The 20,065-nt window shown below is 37.9% G+C and carries 14 protein-coding genes; 1 reads left to right on the top strand and 13 read right to left on the bottom strand.

Annotation, left to right across the window (positions count from 1 at the left end; translation table 11 throughout):
- Positions 1–53: 53 nt before the first annotated feature.
- The 10 genes from MW695_RS22820 to MW695_RS07380 all read right to left on the bottom strand — a co-directional run bounded on the left by MW695_RS22820 (position 54) and on the right by MW695_RS07380 (position 14,263).
- Positions 54–3,746, bottom strand: a complete 3,693-nt coding sequence (locus tag MW695_RS22820) for a rhamnogalacturonan lyase family protein (protein WP_274169697.1) — start codon at positions 3,744–3,746, stop codon at positions 54–56.
- Between the two features lie 170 nt (positions 3,747–3,916).
- Entirely contained in the window at positions 3,917–4,984 is a 1,068-nt protein-coding gene (locus MW695_RS07425) for a glycoside hydrolase family 88/105 protein (RefSeq protein ID WP_247104567.1), read from the bottom strand.
- Positions 4,962–5,624 (bottom strand): YesL family protein, encoded by a 663-nt coding sequence (locus MW695_RS07420; protein ID WP_247104566.1) that lies wholly within the window; start codon positions 5,622–5,624, stop codon positions 4,962–4,964. The genes MW695_RS07425 and MW695_RS07420 overlap by 23 nt, the downstream gene beginning before the upstream one ends.
- 97 nt (positions 5,625–5,721) lie before the next feature.
- Entirely contained in the window at positions 5,722–6,561 is an 840-nt protein-coding gene (locus tag MW695_RS07415) for a carbohydrate ABC transporter permease (RefSeq protein ID WP_035347025.1), read from the bottom strand.
- Between the two features lie 3 nt (positions 6,562–6,564).
- The gene (locus tag MW695_RS07410) at positions 6,565–7,509 is read right to left on the bottom strand and encodes a carbohydrate ABC transporter permease (RefSeq protein WP_247104565.1); all 945 of its coding nucleotides are present in this window, start codon (positions 7,507–7,509) and stop codon (positions 6,565–6,567) included.
- Between the two features lie 128 nt (positions 7,510–7,637).
- Complete coding sequence (locus MW695_RS07405) at positions 7,638–8,963, bottom strand: ABC transporter substrate-binding protein (RefSeq protein WP_247104564.1); 1,326 nt, start codon at positions 8,961–8,963, stop codon at positions 7,638–7,640.
- Between the two features lie 414 nt (positions 8,964–9,377).
- Positions 9,378–10,496, bottom strand: coding sequence for a response regulator transcription factor (locus MW695_RS07400; protein ID WP_247104563.1), 1,119 nt, complete (start codon positions 10,494–10,496; stop codon positions 9,378–9,380).
- Positions 10,471–12,204: a cache domain-containing sensor histidine kinase gene (locus MW695_RS07395; protein WP_247104562.1), complete on the bottom strand. Its 1,734-nt coding sequence runs from the start codon at positions 12,202–12,204 to the stop codon at positions 10,471–10,473. The genes MW695_RS07400 and MW695_RS07395 overlap by 26 nt, the downstream gene beginning before the upstream one ends.
- A gap of 988 nt (positions 12,205–13,192) precedes the next feature.
- Complete coding sequence (locus tag MW695_RS07385; RefSeq protein ID WP_247104561.1) at positions 13,193–13,870, bottom strand: 4'-phosphopantetheinyl transferase family protein; 678 nt, start codon at positions 13,868–13,870, stop codon at positions 13,193–13,195.
- A 27-nt stretch (positions 13,871–13,897) separates the two neighbouring features.
- Positions 13,898–14,263, bottom strand: coding sequence for a hypothetical protein (locus MW695_RS07380; protein WP_247104560.1), 366 nt, complete (start codon positions 14,261–14,263; stop codon positions 13,898–13,900).
- 106 nt (positions 14,264–14,369) lie between these two features.
- Here MW695_RS07380 and MW695_RS07375 point away from each other — a divergent pair, with 106 nt between their 5' ends.
- Entirely contained in the window at positions 14,370–15,317 is a 948-nt protein-coding gene (locus MW695_RS07375; protein ID WP_247104559.1) for an acyltransferase domain-containing protein, read from the top strand.
- Position 15,318: 1 nt separating this feature from the next.
- Here MW695_RS07375 and MW695_RS07370 read toward each other — a convergent pair whose 3' ends face one another.
- The 3 genes from MW695_RS07370 to MW695_RS07360 all read right to left on the bottom strand — a co-directional run bounded on the left by MW695_RS07370 (position 15,319) and on the right by MW695_RS07360 (position 20,046).
- On the bottom strand, positions 15,319–16,008 hold the full coding sequence (locus MW695_RS07370) for a response regulator transcription factor (RefSeq protein ID WP_247104558.1): 690 nt from the start codon (positions 16,006–16,008) through the stop codon (positions 15,319–15,321).
- Positions 15,986–17,488 carry a sensor histidine kinase gene (locus MW695_RS07365; RefSeq protein ID WP_247104557.1) on the bottom strand — a complete coding sequence of 501 codons (1,503 nt, stop codon included), beginning with the start codon at positions 17,486–17,488 and terminating at the stop codon, positions 15,986–15,988. Before MW695_RS07365 ends, MW695_RS07370 begins: the two co-directional genes overlap by 23 nt.
- Positions 17,489–17,757: 269 nt before the next feature.
- Positions 17,758–20,046 (bottom strand): MMPL family transporter, encoded by a 2,289-nt coding sequence (locus MW695_RS07360; RefSeq protein ID WP_247104556.1) that lies wholly within the window; start codon positions 20,044–20,046, stop codon positions 17,758–17,760.
- Positions 20,047–20,065 lie beyond the last annotated feature (19 nt).

Genomic DNA, 20,065 nt, shown 5'->3' with positions numbered 1-20,065 from the left:
ATTATCATTTGACTTTCATTAAATATAATCCAAAATCTACTTACATCTTTCACTCACTTTTTGTCCTTTTTGTCCTTTTTGTCCTTTTTGTCCTTTTTGTCCTTTTTGTCCTTTTTGTCCTTTTTGTCTTTCTTCTCTTTTTTCCCTTTCTTGTCTTCCATTTCTAATCCACTTATTGCAGCCTCTAATTCAGCTATCGCAGATTGTAATTCCTCTTCAGTTCTAATCCTTGTCACTGCTACTTTTGCCTGCTCAATTGCTGACTGTAACGTGGCAAAAGACTCCTCTGTATATATGTTATCTTCATTTGTAAATTGCTCAGCATCTTTAATGAACTGTTCAAACTCAGAAATATCAAGCCCTACATACTGATCTCCTGTTACAATCGCTGGAGTAGGAGGCTCACCCATACCATGCCCTAAGAAAAACCCTGGGTGAGGCGGTTGATTGTACGCAACATTTTGCCATGTAATTGCCACACGGTATGTCGGATCATGCATCAGTGTATAAATCCTGTGGTCCGTTTCATGAGTCGTTGTATAAATTCTTAATTCAGTGCTATCAGCGGAAGGCCAAATCACTTCTTCTCGCCAATCACCAAATAGATCAGCTTGCAAAGAAGGGTTTCCTTTCGTCCAATTGTTTGAACGTGTCCCTTCTGGAACAAAAATCGTTTCAAGCTCCTCTGTTTCCCAATTCCATTTTTCAATTTTACCAACACCATGCGGATCACTATTTGGATTGAAATCATGATCTAACAATTCACGTAATAAATCACCTGTCCACCAAACCGCATGATTAATCGACATCGGCGTTTTTTCTGTAATTAACTCCCCCTCAACAGAATACAGGCCACTACCACCTGAGCTTCCATCCCATGAATCAGATGCCCACAGCTCTGCACCGTCATAGCGAGGATCAATATCTGCTGCAAGTCCTCGACCTACATCTGATCCAGTACGTACACCCCATAGTAGTTCACCAGTCTCAGCATCACGAATCCCATATCCAACTGGCGATCCACTGCTTTCATGAGGCTGAAATGCTTCAATACCAGGACGATTCGGATTCAAATCTGTTACATGATTCGCATCCCCATGTCCCCATCCAGTCGTATGGAGGCCCGTACCATCATGATCCACAACCATTCCACCGTAATAAATTTCATCAAAGCCATCCCCATCCACATCAATAGCCGAAATACTATGATTTCCTTGTCCTGCATAAGCGCCATGACCAGGATCATTACTATCAAAAATCCATCGTTCCGTTAATTGTCCATCTCGCCAATCATACGCAGCAAGAACGGACCTTGTATAATAACCACGTGCCATCACAATACTTGGGCGTTCCCCATCTAAATATGCAACCGTCGCTAAGAATCGATCAACACGATTCCCGTAACAATCCCCCCATGAGCATACATTACCTCGTGGCGGATAATAATCAATCGTTTCCAACGCTTCACCAGTCTCACCGTTAAACACGGTTAAATATTCCGGACCTGATAAAATATAGCCATTTGAGTTTCGCCAATCCGCTTCAGAATCACCAACAACATTACCTACACCATCGACAGTTCCATCCGCCGTTTTAAATACGAGCTCTGACTTGCCATTTCCATCAAAGTCATAGACTAAAAATTGTGTGTAATGCGCTCCAGCGCGAATGTTATGTCCGGCATCAATTCGCCATAGTTTCTCACCTTCGAGCGTGTACGCATCTAAATAAACATTTCCCGTATAACCAGACCGGGAATTATCTTGAGCGTTTGTTGGTTCCCACTTTAAAATAATTTCATAGTTACCATCACCATTCAAATCACCGACACTCGCATCGTTTGCCGTATACGTATATTCTTCACCTGAAGGGGTCACCCCGTCTTCTGGCTTATCAAGTGGAATACTTAAATATTGCTCTGACCATACATCAACAATTTCTGTTAACGGATCACCGCTACCATTATTAACTCTCACTTGATACGTCGAATCAATCGTTCCATCTGTATCGACATAATTTGTACTAGAGGTGATTGGCTCTGAATTAATCTTCACTCCATCCCGGTAAACGTCAAAATGAACATGCGAAGGGTCTGTTCCAAGCATCCTCCAGCCGATATAAACCCCCTCTTCAGTCTTCGCCGCCACTAATGACCGATTCAAGCTCTCCATCTGTCGTAAACGCTGTTCTGTAATAGGTGATTCAATTGGTTCAGAACGACCCGATATTCCTCCATCATTCACAGCACGAACAACATAATAATAATGATTATACGTAAAGATAGAATCATCGGTATAACTTGTCTCAGAGCTCTCTCCAACTTTTGTATACTCGATTTCATAATTCCGATATTTAGACTGATCAAAACGAGAACGGTAAATATAATACTGGGTAGCTTCATCTACTTCATCCCACGAAATCGTCACTTCGTCTAATAAAGCTCCTTCGATGCTTAATCCTGTTGGAGCATTGGGAATTGTAACTTCTTCATCAACCATTTGCACAGTCACTTCATTACTGTAATCAGATTCAATCCCTAGTTCCGTAACCAACGTAACCGCATAATTGTAAGCGTAACCAATATTAACCGTATGATCTATATAGATTCCTTCTTCTGCTTCGTCAATAAGGGTAAAGTCGTTTTCCCCTACTAATTTCCGATAAACATGATACGTTTGCGCTGAAGAATCTTCATCCCACCGTAATGTAACGGCCGGTTCTGGTGATAACACCTTATCCACTACTTCAAGACTCGTAATCGCCGACATCGGAATGATCTCTAGCCCATTAATACGACCATTTTCTCCAATTTCAATATTTAATTGACCATCCTCTACCGTCGTCATCGCTGTTAATATTCCATACTCCCCTGCATTTGAAGTAATATTGCCTTGGTTCTCACCTTCAATGACGAAGCTTGATCGATTAAAGGCTATCTCATCTCCAGCAATAATTCGAACGAAATAATCTCCATTTGGTAAATCAACCATAAACTCATAATCATTATGAATAATGAAGTCTCGTCTAAGTGGATCAGGAGCTCCTCGGTCTCTTTGATCAACGTTCTTATTAATTCCATATCCTCTTTCATCAGTATATTGCATCGTATTGGTTACTTGTAAATACCCGTCCTCAACAGGACTACTGGCCGACCCAAAATCAAACATTAAATGTAAAGGCTCTTCAGGTAAATCTAGCTCTTCCTCTTCAGGTATTTGAATGATTTCTATCGCATTGATTCTTGCCCATTCATCGGAGAAATCAATTGTAATCTGTTCATCCTCTACAAGTGCAACGTCCTCATAAACAATAAACTCCCCTTCACCTGTACGCTCACCGCCCTTCACATTACCAGCTTGAAGAGCATAGCTTGTCCGATTGTTATCCCATTGAGAGCCAGTCGTAATCAATACTTCATACTCTCCATTTGGTACATCTATGGTAAATTGATTTCCGCTTGCCAATACAAAATCTCGTCTAAGATCATCTGGACCCTCTTGGTCTCTAGAATCATTAACTCTCACTAACTCAAAGCCATAACCTAACTCATTAGTATACTCTGTCATTTGTGAAACCTTCGTATAACCTTCAGCAACCGGGCTTGTCTCCGTTCCTAGATCAAACTTCAAATGTAGCATTTCCTCGGTCTCAGATAATATGCTCGTTTCAGCGAAGACACCGCTACTCGCAAACAATGAAAAAATCATTAAAAAAATCATTAGAACCGTCATCTTTTTTTGGATCATGCCCATCCTCCTCATTTTTTAACTCCTCACATTCATAATGAATAAAAAAAACGCATCGTGCTGAGCTGTTACAAACAAGTTGAATTTTACTGAAATGACTCCTTCCTCCACCTCGCCTCCTTCCTTCAAAAAATTTCTATACAAAATAGTGAATAGATACATAAGAAGTTCTATTCACTACTCGTATTGCCTCTTTCATAAGACTGTGCATTTTTATTTCTTAAGAGAACATGTGAAAAGAAGGTCAATGCTAATCCTTGCCCCCAGCCCTCAATTCTTTTTTTCGATGTTTGTAAATATCCTTCAACCGTATTCATAACAGCCGTTCCTGTTGACACATCTAAAACATTTCCATGCTTATCAACTTTCTCTAATATGCCTTCTAAAACCCTTTGTGCAGCACGATATGATTTAGGTGTATGACCTGTTAGAACAAGCGCTGCTCCTATTCCTGCTGATCCAGACGTTTCTTCATATGACGTTGGATCCGTCAAGACGGTGTGCCATAATCCTTTATCAGATTGTAACTCTATTAGAGCACTTAATTGATCTCGTAAAGAACCGTATATTTCCATAAAGGTAGGCTCTTTTACATCGATCATTCTTACAACTTGAGCCATCGTATACGCCGCCCAAGCATTACCGCGCGCCCAATAAATACTCGACATGTTATTTCCTTGAACTTGATCCCAGCCATGATAATATAGATTCGTAATCGGATCTTGTAGATACTTCTCATGTCCCTGAAATTGCAGTAAGCCATCCTGTGTATAGCGTTCATCTCTCAATTCTGTACCGATCCTAATAAGGAAGTAGCCCGCCATAAATAATGTATCGATCCACGCTTGTTCAGGAAAATCATTTTGTCCTACTCCGACCGTATGTTGCAGCACTCCTTCTGCAAAGCGAAGCGCATCGTTCAATAAATAATCAGCCTTATTTTGAGCTAATTCCAAATAGCGCGTATCACCAGTCTCTTGATATAAAGTTAATAAAGTATGACCCATCGAAACGATATTCACTGACATCGGAGGTAAACCAAACGCCATATATTCATCTATCCACTTCTGTAAACGTTCAATATACTGCTCCTTTCCTGTTGCACGAAAGGCCATACCTACGCCGTAAAATGCGACACCAGCTGGCCAATCCCACGAATGATCCATCGCAAACGTTCGTTCAACCATTCGATCAATAATCTGGATTATTTGTTCTTCATTCGCGACTAAAGGCTTCACGATTTTTCACTTCCTTTCGTTTAGCTTCACTTAACATCCCTTTCTTTCGTTGAATCGTTAGAAAAGCATGATGAGCAGGCATCATGATAACAAATGCAAACAAGCTCACACTTACAATAGGCATTAACGCTTGAAACATAAATAAGATATACGCTAATCCAAATGAACCAGCGATCATGGCGAATGTAGGAATCGGGTTAATGACCATCGTTAGAAAAGCTGTCTTTAGTACATTCAAAATAGATTCATCTTCCACATAAAGAAGCGTAGGAAAAACATAAAAGAGCATCAAACTATAGAGGAATACAAGAACAAGGAGAGGAATGCTTAAATAATGTAAAATGACATATTGTGACGAATTCATCACATACAAATCAATATACAAAACAACTCCCGTGCCACCAAACAAATATCCTAACACGTTGCTCGTTATAAAATACGTTTTATACGCATGCCAAAAGGATTGAAAGATCGCCACATCCGGTTTCTTATTTATCCACTGATACATAACGAAAAACGTCGCAATCAATGCTGGAAAAAAACCAAACAGGCCTAAGCCGAGAAGGATAAACAGCATCGCCAAAATATTGAGATACACGAGTTTCGTAAACCATTGTAATACGTTCAAAACAGCTATCACCTTTAATCCCCCCTCTACTAAATCTGTACGGATTAGACTTCCAACAAATTTCTCAACTCTATTATACAGGTGAACAAGCTGTATCTAACTCCAGCCATCACCCTTTTAACCCACTTGTACTAATCCCCTCTACGACATAACGTTGGAAGAAAAAGAACACAAGAAAGACTGGAACAAGTGATAAAATCGACATCGCAAACATCGCTCCCCAGTTAGAAACCGTTTCGTTGCTTAAGAACATGTTTAACGCTAGCGAAACCGTATATTTACTAGGACTATTCAAATAGAGGACAGGTCCTAGTAAGTTATCCCATGTCCAATAGAATGAAAATATGGCCGACGTCGCTAATGCTGGTGTAATGAGAGGAAGAATGATTCGATAGAAAATCTGGAACGTATTACACCCATCAATCGTCGCCGCTTCATCCAGTTCCCTTGGTATCGTTCTAATAAATTGAACAAGTAAAAATATGAAAAATGGGTGCCCGAAGTAAGCTGGTACAACTAGCGGCTTCAAAGAATTCAACCATCCAAGCTCTGAGAAAATAATATATTGAGGAATCATGACGACTTCATACGGTAGTAGCAACGTAAAAATCATCACCCCGAACCAAAATGACCGCCCAGCAAATTTCAATCTAGCAAACCCGTATGCAATCAGAGCACAAGAGACTAAATGTCCAATTAGTGTTAGCACAACGAAAACAGCTGTGTTTTTAATAAAAACACCGAAATGATGACCACCAAACCCTTCCCAGCCTTGAACATAGTTACTTAAGATAAAAGGTCTCGGAATAAGTGAATCAGCCGTAATAAAAATTTGCTCACTCACTTTAAAGGAACTCATTAATAACCATATAACTGGATAGAGGAGGAGGATCGCAAAGCCACCTACTAACAGATGATACAAAAACCATTTTGGAGTAAACTTATTCATCTGCTACTTCCCTCCTTCTGATTCATAATGCACCCAATATTTAGAAGTATAGAAGATTAAACCTGTTAAAATACCAATAATCACTAGCATCACCCATGCCATCGCTGATGCGTACCCCATGTTGAAGTATTCAAATCCTTGCTTAAAGAGATACAGTGAGTAAAGCAATGTTCCATCTAACGGTCCGCCGGTTCCTTTTGAAATAATATAAGCAGGAACAAACGTCATAAAGGCTGCGATTGTTTGCATGATCAAATTAAATAGAATCACCGGGCTTAACATCGGTAATGTAATCGATCTAAACTTCTGAAGAAAGCTGGCACCATCAACGCTCGCAGCTTCATAATAGCTGATTGGAATTGATTTTAGCCCTGCTAGAAAAATTAACATGGAGGATCCAAATTGCCATACCGATAGAAAGATGAGCATCCATAAGGCTGCTGTTGGATTCCCAAACCATGCAATACCATCTAGTCCAAAGAAACGAAGCCCTAAGTTTACGATCCCGTCATCTCCGAAAATATTTCGCCACATAATCCCTACGGCTACGCTTCCTCCAATTAGAGATGGTAAATAATACATCGTCCGATAAAGACCGACTGCACGCGAACCGGCATTTAATAACATCGCAATGAGAAGAGCAAACACTAGCCTCAACGGAACTCCACCAAATACATAAATAAATGTAATCGTTAATGACTGGATGTATCTTGCATCGTCTGTAAACATTTTTGTGAAGTTTTCAAACCCTATCCACTCAGGAGGTGCAAACAAATTGTATTGAGTAAATGAAAAATAAAGTGATGAGCTCATTGGAATGATCGTAAAGGCTAAAAATCCAATAATAAATGGAGAGATAAAGAAATACCCCCACAAGTTCTCTTTTAGCCGTAGATTTAAGTTCTTTTGCGGCGGTACATCGATGTTTTCTTTTAGCCGAGTATTCATGTACTCATCTCCTTTCTCTGTATAAAAATTGAGTAAATCAACTGTTAATAATGGCACTGAAGGAGTAAGCTGTTTACTCCTTCAGTGCCTTCTATTTAGTCGTCTTTAATGACAACTCTTTCACATCATTAATTCAAAATACCTTCTGCTTGCTGTCTAAAGCGATCAGCAGCATCTTCTGGCGTTGCTTGACCATACGCCATTTCTTCTGCTAAATTATCAAGCAAGTCAATGATTTGTCCTGCCTCTGCCGGATCTGGTGGTCCCATATCCGAGCTGTTCTGTTCAGCCCACTCAATATATTCAAAGATGGCTGCTTGCGCTTCAGATACCTCGCTCGCTAATGCATCTTTCACTGCAGAAGAGCCCGGAACTCCACGATCTCCTAAAATGATTTTGTTTGCTTCAATATCATTTACCCAAAAATCAATAAATTGAGCTGCTGCTTCTTTATGCTCTGAGTTTTCTGCAATGGAGAAATACATACTAGGCTTCAAGAACAAACCATCAGATGCCCCAGGCCCTGGCATTGGATGCATGTTAAACGGCACACCTGCGACTTGCTGAAGTCCAACAAACTGATTGGACCATTGCCAAATCCCTTCTCCTTTTACAACAGGGTCATCTTCAAAACCACTTAATTGTGCTAAATAATCTGGTGTCGGTGTAAGACCTTTTTCAACTTGATCTGTCACCATAGTAAAGAAATCAATAAATAATTGATCATCGTCATATCCCAATCCACCGTCTGCTCCATATAAAGAGTGTCCATGTGTACGTAAGTAGTAGTGGAAGAACACATCTGCTTTCATACCTGTATCAAAATAAACGCCTGCATCAGCTGCTTTTTCCGAAATTTCACTATAATCATCCCACGTCCAATCTTCAGGGATTTCATCTACCCCTAGCTCTTCTAAAAGAGCTGGATTATAATGAAAACCAACTGCATTAACTCCAAGGTTAAACCCATAAATTCCATCATTCACTTCTCCACCTGAAACAATTGTATCTGCAATATTTGACACATCAATCTGCTCGCCAATATACGGTGTTAAATCCGCTAATTGATTATTATCTGCATATTGTGTAATACGAGATAAATCCATTTGAATAATATCCGGCAGTTCATTAGCTGCCGCTTGTGGTGCTAGTCGTTGCCAATAGTCATCCCAGCCCGCATACTCAGGCTCAATCTTAATGTGAGGATTTTGCTCCTGGAACATTTCAATGACTTCATTTGTTAATTCATGCCTCGGTTGGTCACCCCACCATGCAATTCTTAATGTAATATCCTCTTGTTCTTCTACTGCTGTATCATCATCGTCAGTCTCTGCGACAGCTCCATTGTCCTCATCAACATCTGCTTCAACTGCTGCATCATCATTACTGTCTCCACAAGCAACAAGCATTACCATCAACATGAATCCAATCAATAAAACAAACCATTTCTTCATTGAATAAACCCTCCTTTTTTATAATTGAAAGCGATTACAAATCAACTATAACATTGACTTTTCCGAAAGCATTAGATAAAAAACAGACATCTTTGTTCAAAAACTAGACATGATGAGAAACGGTTTTCATTATATACCTTTTCTTATTAGCGTTGTGTGGAGCCGTTACAACGGGTTTATTTTATATGAAAGTGAGGTTCTGTCAGAAAAACGCGTAACGAGCGAAGCCAACGCTCTTCATTGAATGGTCCCGCTCTCTTCTTCGGTTCTTCTCACATTTTCTTTATCAAATTTTATACATTCTGATCTTTTAAAAAAAAGAGGCAGTGTCTTCACCTATACACTCCTTGATAAATTTCTAATACAAAAAAAAGATGTCCTTAAAAGCAAACGCTTAGAAGAACATCCTAATCATTACGAATATTTCATAATATCTGAAGGAGTGAACCCTGTAATTTTTTTGAAAAGTTGACTAAAATATTGCGGGTTCTCACCAAAACCTAGTCTTTCAGCTAATTCGCATACTCGAATCCCTCCTTCTGACTCAATCATTTCAACCGCTCTTTCTATCCGTTTATTCGTTACATAGGAAGAAAATTTTACCTTCATTTCTTTTTTAAAGAGCTTCCCTAAATAATCCGCATTCATGTACAGCTCGTTCGTAGCCACCCACTGCAAGGTCAATTGAGGGTTTCCTAATTTTTCATCAACAATCATGAGCATGTTCTGTATAACTTCGGAAGGATACTCTTTTTTCACTTGATTATTTAACGTTTGGAAACGCGTGAAGAAATCCTGAAAAAAAAGAACAAACTCATCTATCGTTTCAAGTTCCTCCATTTTGACGATTGCTCGAATTCGTTCTTTACTTGAAAAAGAGACACTTTTTTTAACAAGAGATAAATAAAGATGTGTAAAGTATGATTTCACTAAACTAGGGTGTAGCTGTATGCTTTTTATTCGATCCACCATATTTACAATTTCATCAACAGCTTGACTGATATTTTTAGACTTTAACAAACGAACTAGCTTTTGTTCATCATAACGATATAATTCACTATCATCTTCACTAAATGGTGCCGTTACTTCGTTTAAAGTGATATCATTTATTCCGTTATAAAACTCCTTAATTCTAGAAGGGTTTGCTTCCTGTGTAGACACTTCGATTTCTTTAACAGTTTCTCTAATCGCCTTTGAAATGATCTCCTCATTACATGGCTTCAATAAATAGTGCTTCACACCAAATCGCATCGCCTTTTGCGCATATTGAAATTCATTAAAGCCTGACAATAAAATCCACTTAATGTTCGGATATAGAGTTGAGCCTCTCTCAACTAACTGTAATCCATCTAAACCAGGCATGGTAATGTCGGTAATAACAATATGTGGCTCTTCCCTCTTAATAAATTCAAGTGCTTTCATTCCATTTTTAACTGCTCCAATTAACGTCACACCTTGACTTTTCCAATCTACAATAGATGAAATCCCTTCCAAAATCATCCGTTCATCATCGACTAACAATACTTTGTACATGTCGATCTCCCCCATTCATTGGTAATACAACCTCTACTCTTGTTCCTTTACCAACTTCACTATCGATCGATACTCCATACTCATCTCCGAATAATGCCACTATCCTCTCTTGTAAATTCCTCAATCCGATTCCATTTCCTTGCGATTCATAATCCCAGGTTTTGATTTTGTTTAAAAGCTGGCCAGCCATGCCCATTCCGTTGTCCTCTACTGTAAATAAGATACACTCGCCTTTTGACTTCGCTGAAACAGTGATGATACAAGTTCCAATCATTTGTTGAAGCCCATACCTAATCGAATTATCTACGAGTGGTTGTAAGATAAATTTAGGAACCTTACACGAATACAATTCAGAAGCAACATTCATTTCGAAATGTAAACGTTCTTCAAATCGATAAGCTTGAATCGTTGTATAACTTTCAACGATCTTCAACTCTTGTTCAAGTGGAATAAGTGCTTCTTTAACATTAATAGAGGATCGCAATATAAAGCCTAATGACTCTGCCATTTTTGAAATATGAAACTGCCCTTTCACTTTCGCTTCCCAATTAATTGAATCCAACGTATTGTACAGAAAATGAGGATTAACCTGTGCTTGTAACACTTTATATTCTGTATCTTTGATGATCGATATCTTTTTATAATTTTCAGAAATGAGAAACTCAATTTGTTTCATCATTTGTTTAAAATTCTCATGCATTTGCCCTGTTTCATCTTGAGGAAACTTCAAATAATCAGTCTCTAACATGTTATAATCACCCGTTTGAATCCATTTCATTTTGCGATTTAAATGTTCAATTGGATTCGTAATACTTCTAACAAATCGTGTTCCTATAAAGAGCACAACGATAAAAAGGAGGCTATATGTGACGATCACTGCATTTCTAACTGCTGTAATGGCCTCAAACAAATTGCTATACGGTGTAACAATCATATACATCCAATTTGTGCGATTCGATTGATGATACGTCACAAAATAACGTTCTCCCTCAGCCTTCATTAAATGATAACCGTTGTCTCCGTGTATTTGTCCGTTAAGGAAATGAGCAGAAAAAGGCGAATGAAGAGGATAAATAAAATCCCCATGTTCATCAAGAATCATCAAATTAGCTCCATCACCACTTACACTATGAGAAAAATGAGAAACAAGCGCTTCAATATCTAAACGAACCATTGCCATACCTAACGAATGAAGGGAAAGACTTAGCGGGGAATAAGAACGAATTTCACGCGCAATAATCAATGAAGGATCCTCTTCATTAGGTAAAACCCATTTGAGCCCACCATGTTCATTCGTTGCTTCCGTCTTCAACCTGTATAAGCGGTCCTCAGAAACCGCAACCGTTTGATTTCCAGATGCCATTTCACGATTGTCAAGATCATAAACTTGTAGAGAGAGCACATATTGATTTAATGCACCTACATCAAGTAAGCGCTTTCTTAAATCGGTACTTGACATAAATTTTTCATAATCAGATCGATCGCTGTTTAAAATGCGTAACGAGTCTTGAATTTGTAAGTCAGTGGACATCTGAAAAGAAAGTCTCTCCATTTTTATTAACTCATTTTCAATTGATCCTAGCGAAACTGCTAACGTCTGAGCAGATTGTCGGTAAATTTCCTCATTATAAGTATTAAATGCATACTGCAAAATAAAAAGTCCACCTGTACTAAAGGCAAGTGTCACACCTGAAATTAGGAACAACATCTTATACTTGATCCTAAGGTTAGCGTAATAAGACTTCAGCTTAGTCAGCATCTCATCACCTTCTTTTTTATCGTTTTAGGCGAGAAGACTCCATCCTCAAACGCAGTAGGGTGGATATGAATCGCCTCGGACAAGGGATGGTATTTGCCATCTCAATTACCCGACCATTTCAATTTTTGAAATAGTTCCCCCAAAAAATGATGATCATGGCATAACAGGAACATACGCTCCTGTTATGAGTGGGCGGTGAAAAATTCTTCGCAACCGTTACAACTTGCTTTCCATACCATTTTGCTTTGTATTCCTTCCAATCAGCTTGCTCTTGCTGTGGCTACCAAAACAAAGACGTTAAGAACCTTGCATTGCGTGAGTGGGATTGCCCAGAATGCAACACCCATCATAATTGAGATTTTAACGCAAGTATCAATCTTCGTAATGAAGCAATACGATAACCGTAGGAACTACGGGGATACCTAATAAATAATCGGTGGTTACACGGATTTTCTTAGGAATCTCCACTTCAATCAGACTGCAAGGTCGATAAGTGGTAAGAGTTTCAAGACAAACCTACTATCAGATTATGAGTTTTCAAGACAAATATGATGACCATGGAGCTTAATTAAGACTTTCCATTCGACGTCTTTTCAACGTTTCCTTTAAATCTTTTTTATTTATTGTTTTTTATAAGGTTTTGTTGTTTTTCAAAACAATGTGAAGAATGGATAAGCCTCACACCTTCCGAAAGGAGCAAAAAATAATAATAATAATAAAATAAAACACGATAGTTGATTTGTTAAGATGCATACGCTAAAAAAATGCGAACTTATAAATTCGCATTTTTATTTAATATGTTCGTTGATTTAATTTTCATTTCATACAAATGCTTTTTTTGTTTCCAGTAAGACTAACTTGACCTTAAACTTACAGATTTTAAGGTAATATGCTAAATTCCCTTATTACGACCACATACCTTTATTGCCCTTTATTGCTATCGAATCACCTTTTGTAATAACTCATCTAGCTTAACAATCTGTGCATACGGAGGAAACATCTTATTTTTTGAACATACAGATGTTACATACGTGGGATCAATATTAAATTGTTTAAATTGTAGATTTTGATCGAGGGTAGAATGATATTGACCTTCTTTTAATTCGATAGAAAAGGAGTCCGTTGCCATTGAGAGTCCGATACCAATATTTTTTAATATACTCTCTTTCATTGTCCAAATTAAATAGAAATAACGTACCCTATCTGCTTCTGCTTTGGATTGCAACCAAACGTATTCAGTAGTTGAAAAGAAACGTTTCGCAATTCCTTCGTCAATTTGTCTGACCTGCTCAATATCTACCCCGATTGGTACGTCATCAATGCCACAAACAATCCAATTTCCTGAATGCGATATATTAAAGTGAATATTTTCTCTATCACGTAGTAACGGCTTCCCATAATGATTGTACTGAAAGTGTATATCTTCTAACGCTATATTTAACTTTCTAGCTAACAAAAACCTGAGTAGTACATCTGCCATTAATGTAACCTCTGCATGCGATTTATTTACAAAACGATTGATCCGATTTCGCTTAGTACTTGATGTCAATGTGAGTAGCTGGGCAAACAACGAATCAGAAAGCGCGTTATTTAATTTCAATGCATAAATTTCCATTTAACCACTTCCATATTGGTAAATTCATTAAAACTCTGGTGAAAAACCTCTCTCCATACACGCTTCCCTCGGCTGGTGAACAACAATTGCTCTCTCAGATACAACCCGATAATCAATTTGCTGTCCATACAATTCAAATCCAATCATTCCAGTCGTACAATTTAAATGAAAATTCATCACATATCCTCTTCCTACAATTCCTTCATTAGACTCATCTAATGCACTAAAGTCAATTGGATTACCAGAATAATTTTCATACGGCGGCTCATAACCTCCACTCGTTTCATCGAATCGACTTATATCTAAATATAGACCAATGACCAAAAGAAGAAACATAACCATACCAAAAATCATAAAGCCCACCATCGTTATTTTCTTTATTGTTGCAGTCACCTTGTCACCTCGTTACTTCCCTTAAAATTATAAACCTTTTAAACATTGAAAAGTTATTGCTGAACGTGTATCCTACAAGTAAATCAATATGAAAAGAGGTTACTTTATGTCTTCCTCCATTATTTTTACTTGCGCTGGTCAAGGCTCTCATTTCCCTTCAATGGGAAAGAAATTAATAGAGCATTACCCTACTTTCAGAGCGACATTAACAGAATTAGATCGACTAGTGCAAAAGAAACTATGCATCTCAATTGTCGATATACTGTATACGATAAAGCCTCAACCTTTTTTAAAATTACTTCACACACATACGGCAATCTTTATGGTCGAATATTCACTAGCTCAATTGTTAATTCAAAGCGGAATTCAACCAAATAAAGTCATTGGAATGAGTTTAGGAGAATATGTAGCAGCAGCTATTACTGGAATGCTCAATCTAAATGAAGCACTTGAAGCTGTTATTTATCAGGCTCAATTAATTGAAAAGCATTGTTCACTAGGGGGAATGCTCATTATTATCGCTCAACCTGACCTTTATCAAAAATACTCTTTATCCAATCATAGTACGCTTATCTCTGAAGGAGACGGATCACATTTCATCGTCGCTGGCGAGCATAGCGACCTACTTTTTGTGGAAAAGCAATTAAAAGCTAATAAAATTCCTTATCAATCGCTTCCTGTTCAGTACGCCTTTCATACTCAAGAAATGGATCGAATTAAGGATTATTTCGTACCTTATTTACACTCTCTATCGTTCCATTCGCCAAAAATACCTTTTCTTTCAAGTTCGTCAAATGAGCATTTTGATCATCCACAGCTTCATTTTTGGAATGTTCTTCGTCAACCCATTCAGTTAGAAAAAGGATTTCGTCCTACAAACCTTACTTCAGATTATTTCATTGATTTAAGCCCAGGAGGTGTGATAGCACATTCATTAAAACGAATGTTTCCACACATTGATTCTCAACAAGTCTTTCCCATTCTTAGTCCCACCCACAAAGATGACGAAAATTTGCGCCATTTGCTTAAATCTATTAAACATGCAGCCACATAAGTTACGCATTAAAACGATAGCCTACGCCCCAAACCGTTTCAATATATTCATAGCTAGTAGACTGTTGAGCTATTTTATCTCTTATCTTACCGATGTGAACCGTTACTGTCGCATTGTCACTAATGGCATCCATGCCCCAAATTTGTTCAAATAACTCATCCTTTGTAAAAATACGACCAGGGTGAGATGCCATATAGAACAGAAGTTCAAATTCTTTCACTCTGAAATAAACATCATTTTCATTAACATATACCTTTCTCGATAACTGATCAATGACTAAATCTCTTATACGAATTTCAGATTTCCCCTTTTTATTTTCTCCTTTTAAGCAGCGATAGCGGTCTAGCTGAGCCTTAATCCGTGCCACAAATTCATTTGTGCTAAAGGGCTTCTTCATATAATCATTCGCCCCTAAACCGAGTCCACGGATAATATCAATTTCTTCCGTTCTAGCTGTAACCATCAGAACTGGCGTCTCCTTAGACTGACGAATTTCCTTACAAATATCAAAACCACTCATACCTGGTAGCATTAAATCAAGTACAATCAAATCATAATGGTGCTTTAGTGCTTGGTTTAATCCAGACTCTCCGTCATTTTCAATATCGACTTGAAACCCATTTAACTCAAGGTAATCTTTTTGTAGTTCAGCAATACTCAACTCATCCTCAATAATTAATATCTTCCCCATTTAAGTCCTCTCCTTCTTCCCAAACGTTCAAAGTTACAAAAAAGGACGTCCCTTCACCATAAGTACTCTCAATCGATACTTTCCCACCATGTGCCTGAATGATCTGTTTCACAATAGCTAATCCAATGCCACTTCCGCCATGTTCTGTATTTCTTGAGCTGTCCCCACGGTAAAAACGTTTAAATACATTAGGCAAGTCTTGCTCTTTAATTCCTTGCCCATTATCCTTAATCATAATGCTAATGTTATGATCCGTCCGTTTTAAAGAAATCATAATTTCCTTTTGTTCTTTATCTAGAAATTTCAAGCTATTAGATAAAATATTTCTAAGAGACCGCTCTAGTTTGTCTCTATCCGCTCTAATACACTCACCTTTGTCTAATGAACTCTCAAACTTCACATGAATATTCTGCTTTTCAAAATCCAACTTCATTTCTTCGAGTAAGACTTTAATAAACTCTACTATCTCAACTTTCTCAAAATGAAAAGCGACACTATTTAAATCCAGCTTGGAAAAAAGTAATAATTCATCAATTAAGCGATCCATGTGAATAGCTTTTGCCTGAATCGTTTTGCAATATTTTTCAAGCTTATCGTGATCGTCAGCAACCCCATCTAAAATCCCCTCTACATAGCCCTTTATAGAAGTAATAGGTGTTTTTAAATCATGTGAAATGTTGTTAATTAACTCTTTTCGATTATGTTCATATTTCACTTGTTTTTCCACAGAATCCTTTAAACGTATGCGCATTTCCTCAAATGCATGACTTAACTCCCCTATTTCATCATCCCTTTTTACAAAGATAGAATGCTGCAAATCACCACTTTTGATTCGATTAGTAGCCTGATGAAGAGCCTTCAATGGATCAATGATATGCTTCGAGACAACATACGTTAAAGCTCCATTTGTGATCATAAATGCTAATAGAAAGATAATGACTAAGGCAGGGACAACAGTACGGACAAATGAATATACTGGTTCAATATCAAGAATTAGATAATAAGAGCCTTCAGTCCCATCTGTAAAATGAAAATTGGTTGTCGTATACAGCCAAGTTCCTATGTCTGTATTTATAAAGCCTTGCTGATTGTTAGAAGCTTTAAGAACTTCAGATTCGTGTGACAAGCTAACAAGAAGTTCATCCTCTACTCTTCCCGATTGATAGATCACATCCTCCTCTTCTTTAACGACAAGCACGGTCCTTCTCTTATCTAATTGCTCTTCATATTGCTCTAAAAAATATGGATCTCTCAGTAGTTCTGGATCTTCCTTAGTATAATTTTGTAAATTTATATAGATTGGGAGATCGTCATTAAGCACTTCATCAAAAAAAGTCTTTTCCACATGATAGTAATGTCTCATTTCTTCAATATTGCCTACAAATAAATGAAACAGTAAATGTAAAAATAAAATAACTAGTACAATGGGTATGAGAATCATGCATATATACGAGATTAATAATTTTAAGCGAATTGACATAGGTGTCCTCCTTTGCTGTTCAACCCATTGAGACGAGTGTTTTAATCAAATAGAGCCCGCACAAACACATTGAGGTGCATACAAAAACAACTCCTGAAATATACTTCGCTTTCAGCGGGAAGCTAGTGAGCCTTTTCGTGCTGCGCGAGGGCACTGTGGGGTCTCACCTTTGCTTTTCATCCCGCCGTCTACGTATATTTCATCCGCTAGGTTCGCACAATGTCCATTCAAGACTAAACACTTTCGTCATATCCAAGAGCTAATCACCATTAAGATACTTCCCCTTTTCTTTCGGAATATCCTGTTTGGGATCTTCTTTTTCTACCCGGGAACCACCAGTTCCAGTCGCCTAATAGCTTCATTGTCGCTGGTACTAATAAGAGTCGAACAATGGTAGCATCTAGAGCAATTGCCACAACCATCCCTAAACCTAATTGTTGCATCGGAAGAACACCAGCAAAGGCAAAAGACGCAAATACTACGATCATAATTAGTGCAGCACCTGATATCATTGGGGCTGTTTGCTCTAAACCTAATGCCACACTCTCTTCATTTGATTTCCCATTCTCATATTCTTCCTGTATACGAGATAATAAAAACACCTCATAATCAGTACTCAGACTAAATAATAAACCTAATAATAATATCGGAATAAAGCTCTGAATGAAACCGAAATCACCAAATCCTAAAATACTGGACCCCCATCCCCATTGGAAGAAAGCCACAAGTATCCCGTAAGTCGCTCCTAATGATAGCACATTCATTAACATCGCTTTTAATGGTAATAAAATACTTCTGAATGTGATCGTCAAAATAATAAAAATTAAAATAAGTGTGAACACTAATACTTGTATTAGTGCACTATTTAAAGAGGCTGATGTATCTACCCCTTCAGCTGTTTCGCCTCCAACATACATTTGAATCGACTCATTCGATGTACTCAATATATCTCTGATTCCCTCTACAATATCTCTATTCGTATCGCTAGATGAATAATCATTTGTAATGACGTCAATGACAGCTATTCCTGCATCTTTACTTAATGAGCGACTCATCATTTGTGAAACATCCTCAGGAAATTCATCCCTTTGCTCTGATAACATTAGATGAATGGTTTCTTGATCCACATCAGGGAAATAAGATAGAAACGATGATACTTCATCGACATGTTCAATTGATTCGATCATCAGCTCTAATTCAGCAATATAATCCAAGTTCTCCACTGAAACAAGGGACTCCTCTTCAGATTCAATCACAACATGAATAGGAGAAGCAAACCCAACACCAAACTCATTCTGTAGATGACTGAGACCTTGTCGAATTTGTGTTGATTCTGGAAGCATCCGTGAATCCGGTGTGGAGACTTCTAATTCTAAAGCAGGGAACGCGATAACTAATAAAAACAAAACCGTACTAACTAAATAAATAACAGGACGCCGCATAATTTTATGTGACAAACGATACCAGAGCCCATGCTGAACTTGACTCTCCTTCTTTTTGAAAAATGGCACTCTTAGAGCATTTATTCTATGACCTAAAATGGATAATAGTGCAGGTAATAGCGTAAGTGTTGTAAGCATTAAAAAGAAGACAACTGCCATGACCCCTAAAGCAATTGAGCGAACCGCTGAAATGTCTGTAAAAAGAATCGCTGCCATTGAACCGATAATCGTAATACTAGAAAATAGAATGGAGTGTCCTGCATGTTGAAATGTATTGGACAATGCACGAATAACGTTTTCTCCCTCTTTTTCCAATTCTTCTTTAAATCGTTTCACAAAGATGAGAGCAAAATCAATTCCAACACCAATTCCTAACATTAAAGCAGAATCTAAAACAAAAACAGATAGCTCAATTTGTCCAGCAAGAAAGTACAATGACCCTAATGTTGAGACAATCGAAAAACCAGCTAATACTAATGGCATAACCGAAGATACTAAAGAACGGAATACCAATATTAAGACAAGTAATATAATAGGAAAAGCATATAAATGAGCTAACTCCAAGCCTTCCTGACTCAATTTCGTTGTTTCACCCCAAAATGCTGGAGCTCCTAAAATAAATGCTTCATAACCAAACGGTTCGACATATTCGACTAATCTCTCTTGTATATCTGGTAATACCTTCTGAGCAAATCCTTCATCTATGTTCATACCAATAAACCCAATGCTAGTACGTCCATCTTCACCTAAAAATTGCTCTTGAAGCTCTGGAGATACATCATTCCAAGTGTCGACACTACTAATCGTTTCTTCATCCTCTAACAAACTGGATACCGATTGGAGCATTTCAGTATATTCTTCAGTACCCGCCTCGTGCTCATCATGTGTCAAAACAAGTGTTAAAGAAGTAGCATCTCGACCATCAATATGTTCAATCATTAACTCATAGGCTTTAGTAGAATCAGCTTCAGGGTCAGCCCAACCTCCCCCTGTCAATAAATCATTGATTTGCATTGCAAAAAATGCACAGAAGATAACAAACACGATCCATATACCGACAATCCCCCAGCGAAATTGATATGTTGTTTTCGCATAACGTTCAATTCCTTTTCGCATATCTCCACACCTTCCCATC

The organism is Halalkalibacter sp. APA_J-10(15), from assembly GCF_023017105.1.
In the GTDB taxonomy this organism is placed as follows: Bacteria; Bacillota; Bacilli; order Bacillales; family Bacillaceae_D; genus Halalkalibacter.
The sequence above is the reverse complement of the archived record's forward strand: the minus strand, read 5'-3'. Positions and strand labels throughout refer to the sequence as shown.

Coding starts and splice junctions, on each gene's coding strand:
- MW695_RS07410 (WP_247104565.1), bottom strand. CDS start 7,509: ATGAATACTCGGCTAAAAGAAAACATCGATGTACCGCCGCAAAAGAAC.
- MW695_RS07395 (WP_247104562.1), bottom strand. CDS start 12,204: ATGTTGTTCCTAATTTCAGGTGTGACACTTGCCTTTAGTACAGGTGGA.
- MW695_RS22820 (WP_274169697.1), bottom strand. CDS start 3,746: ATGATCCAAAAAAAGATGACGGTTCTAATGATTTTTTTAATGATTTTT.
- MW695_RS07370 (WP_247104558.1), bottom strand. CDS start 16,008: ATGGGGAAGATATTAATTATTGAGGATGAGTTGAGTATTGCTGAACTA.
- MW695_RS07365 (WP_247104557.1), bottom strand. CDS start 17,488: ATGTCAATTCGCTTAAAATTATTAATCTCGTATATATGCATGATTCTC.
- MW695_RS07375 (WP_247104559.1), top strand. CDS start 14,370: ATGTCTTCCTCCATTATTTTTACTTGCGCTGGTCAAGGCTCTCATTTC.
- MW695_RS07385 (WP_247104561.1), bottom strand. CDS start 13,870: ATGGAAATTTATGCATTGAAATTAAATAACGCGCTTTCTGATTCGTTG.
- MW695_RS07400 (WP_247104563.1), bottom strand. CDS start 10,496: ATGTACAAAGTATTGTTAGTCGATGATGAACGGATGATTTTGGAAGGG.
- MW695_RS07360 (WP_247104556.1), bottom strand. CDS start 20,046: ATGCGAAAAGGAATTGAACGTTATGCGAAAACAACATATCAATTTCGC.
- MW695_RS07415 (WP_035347025.1), bottom strand. CDS start 6,561: ATGAATAAGTTTACTCCAAAATGGTTTTTGTATCATCTGTTAGTAGGT.
- MW695_RS07405 (WP_247104564.1), bottom strand. CDS start 8,963: ATGAAGAAATGGTTTGTTTTATTGATTGGATTCATGTTGATGGTAATG.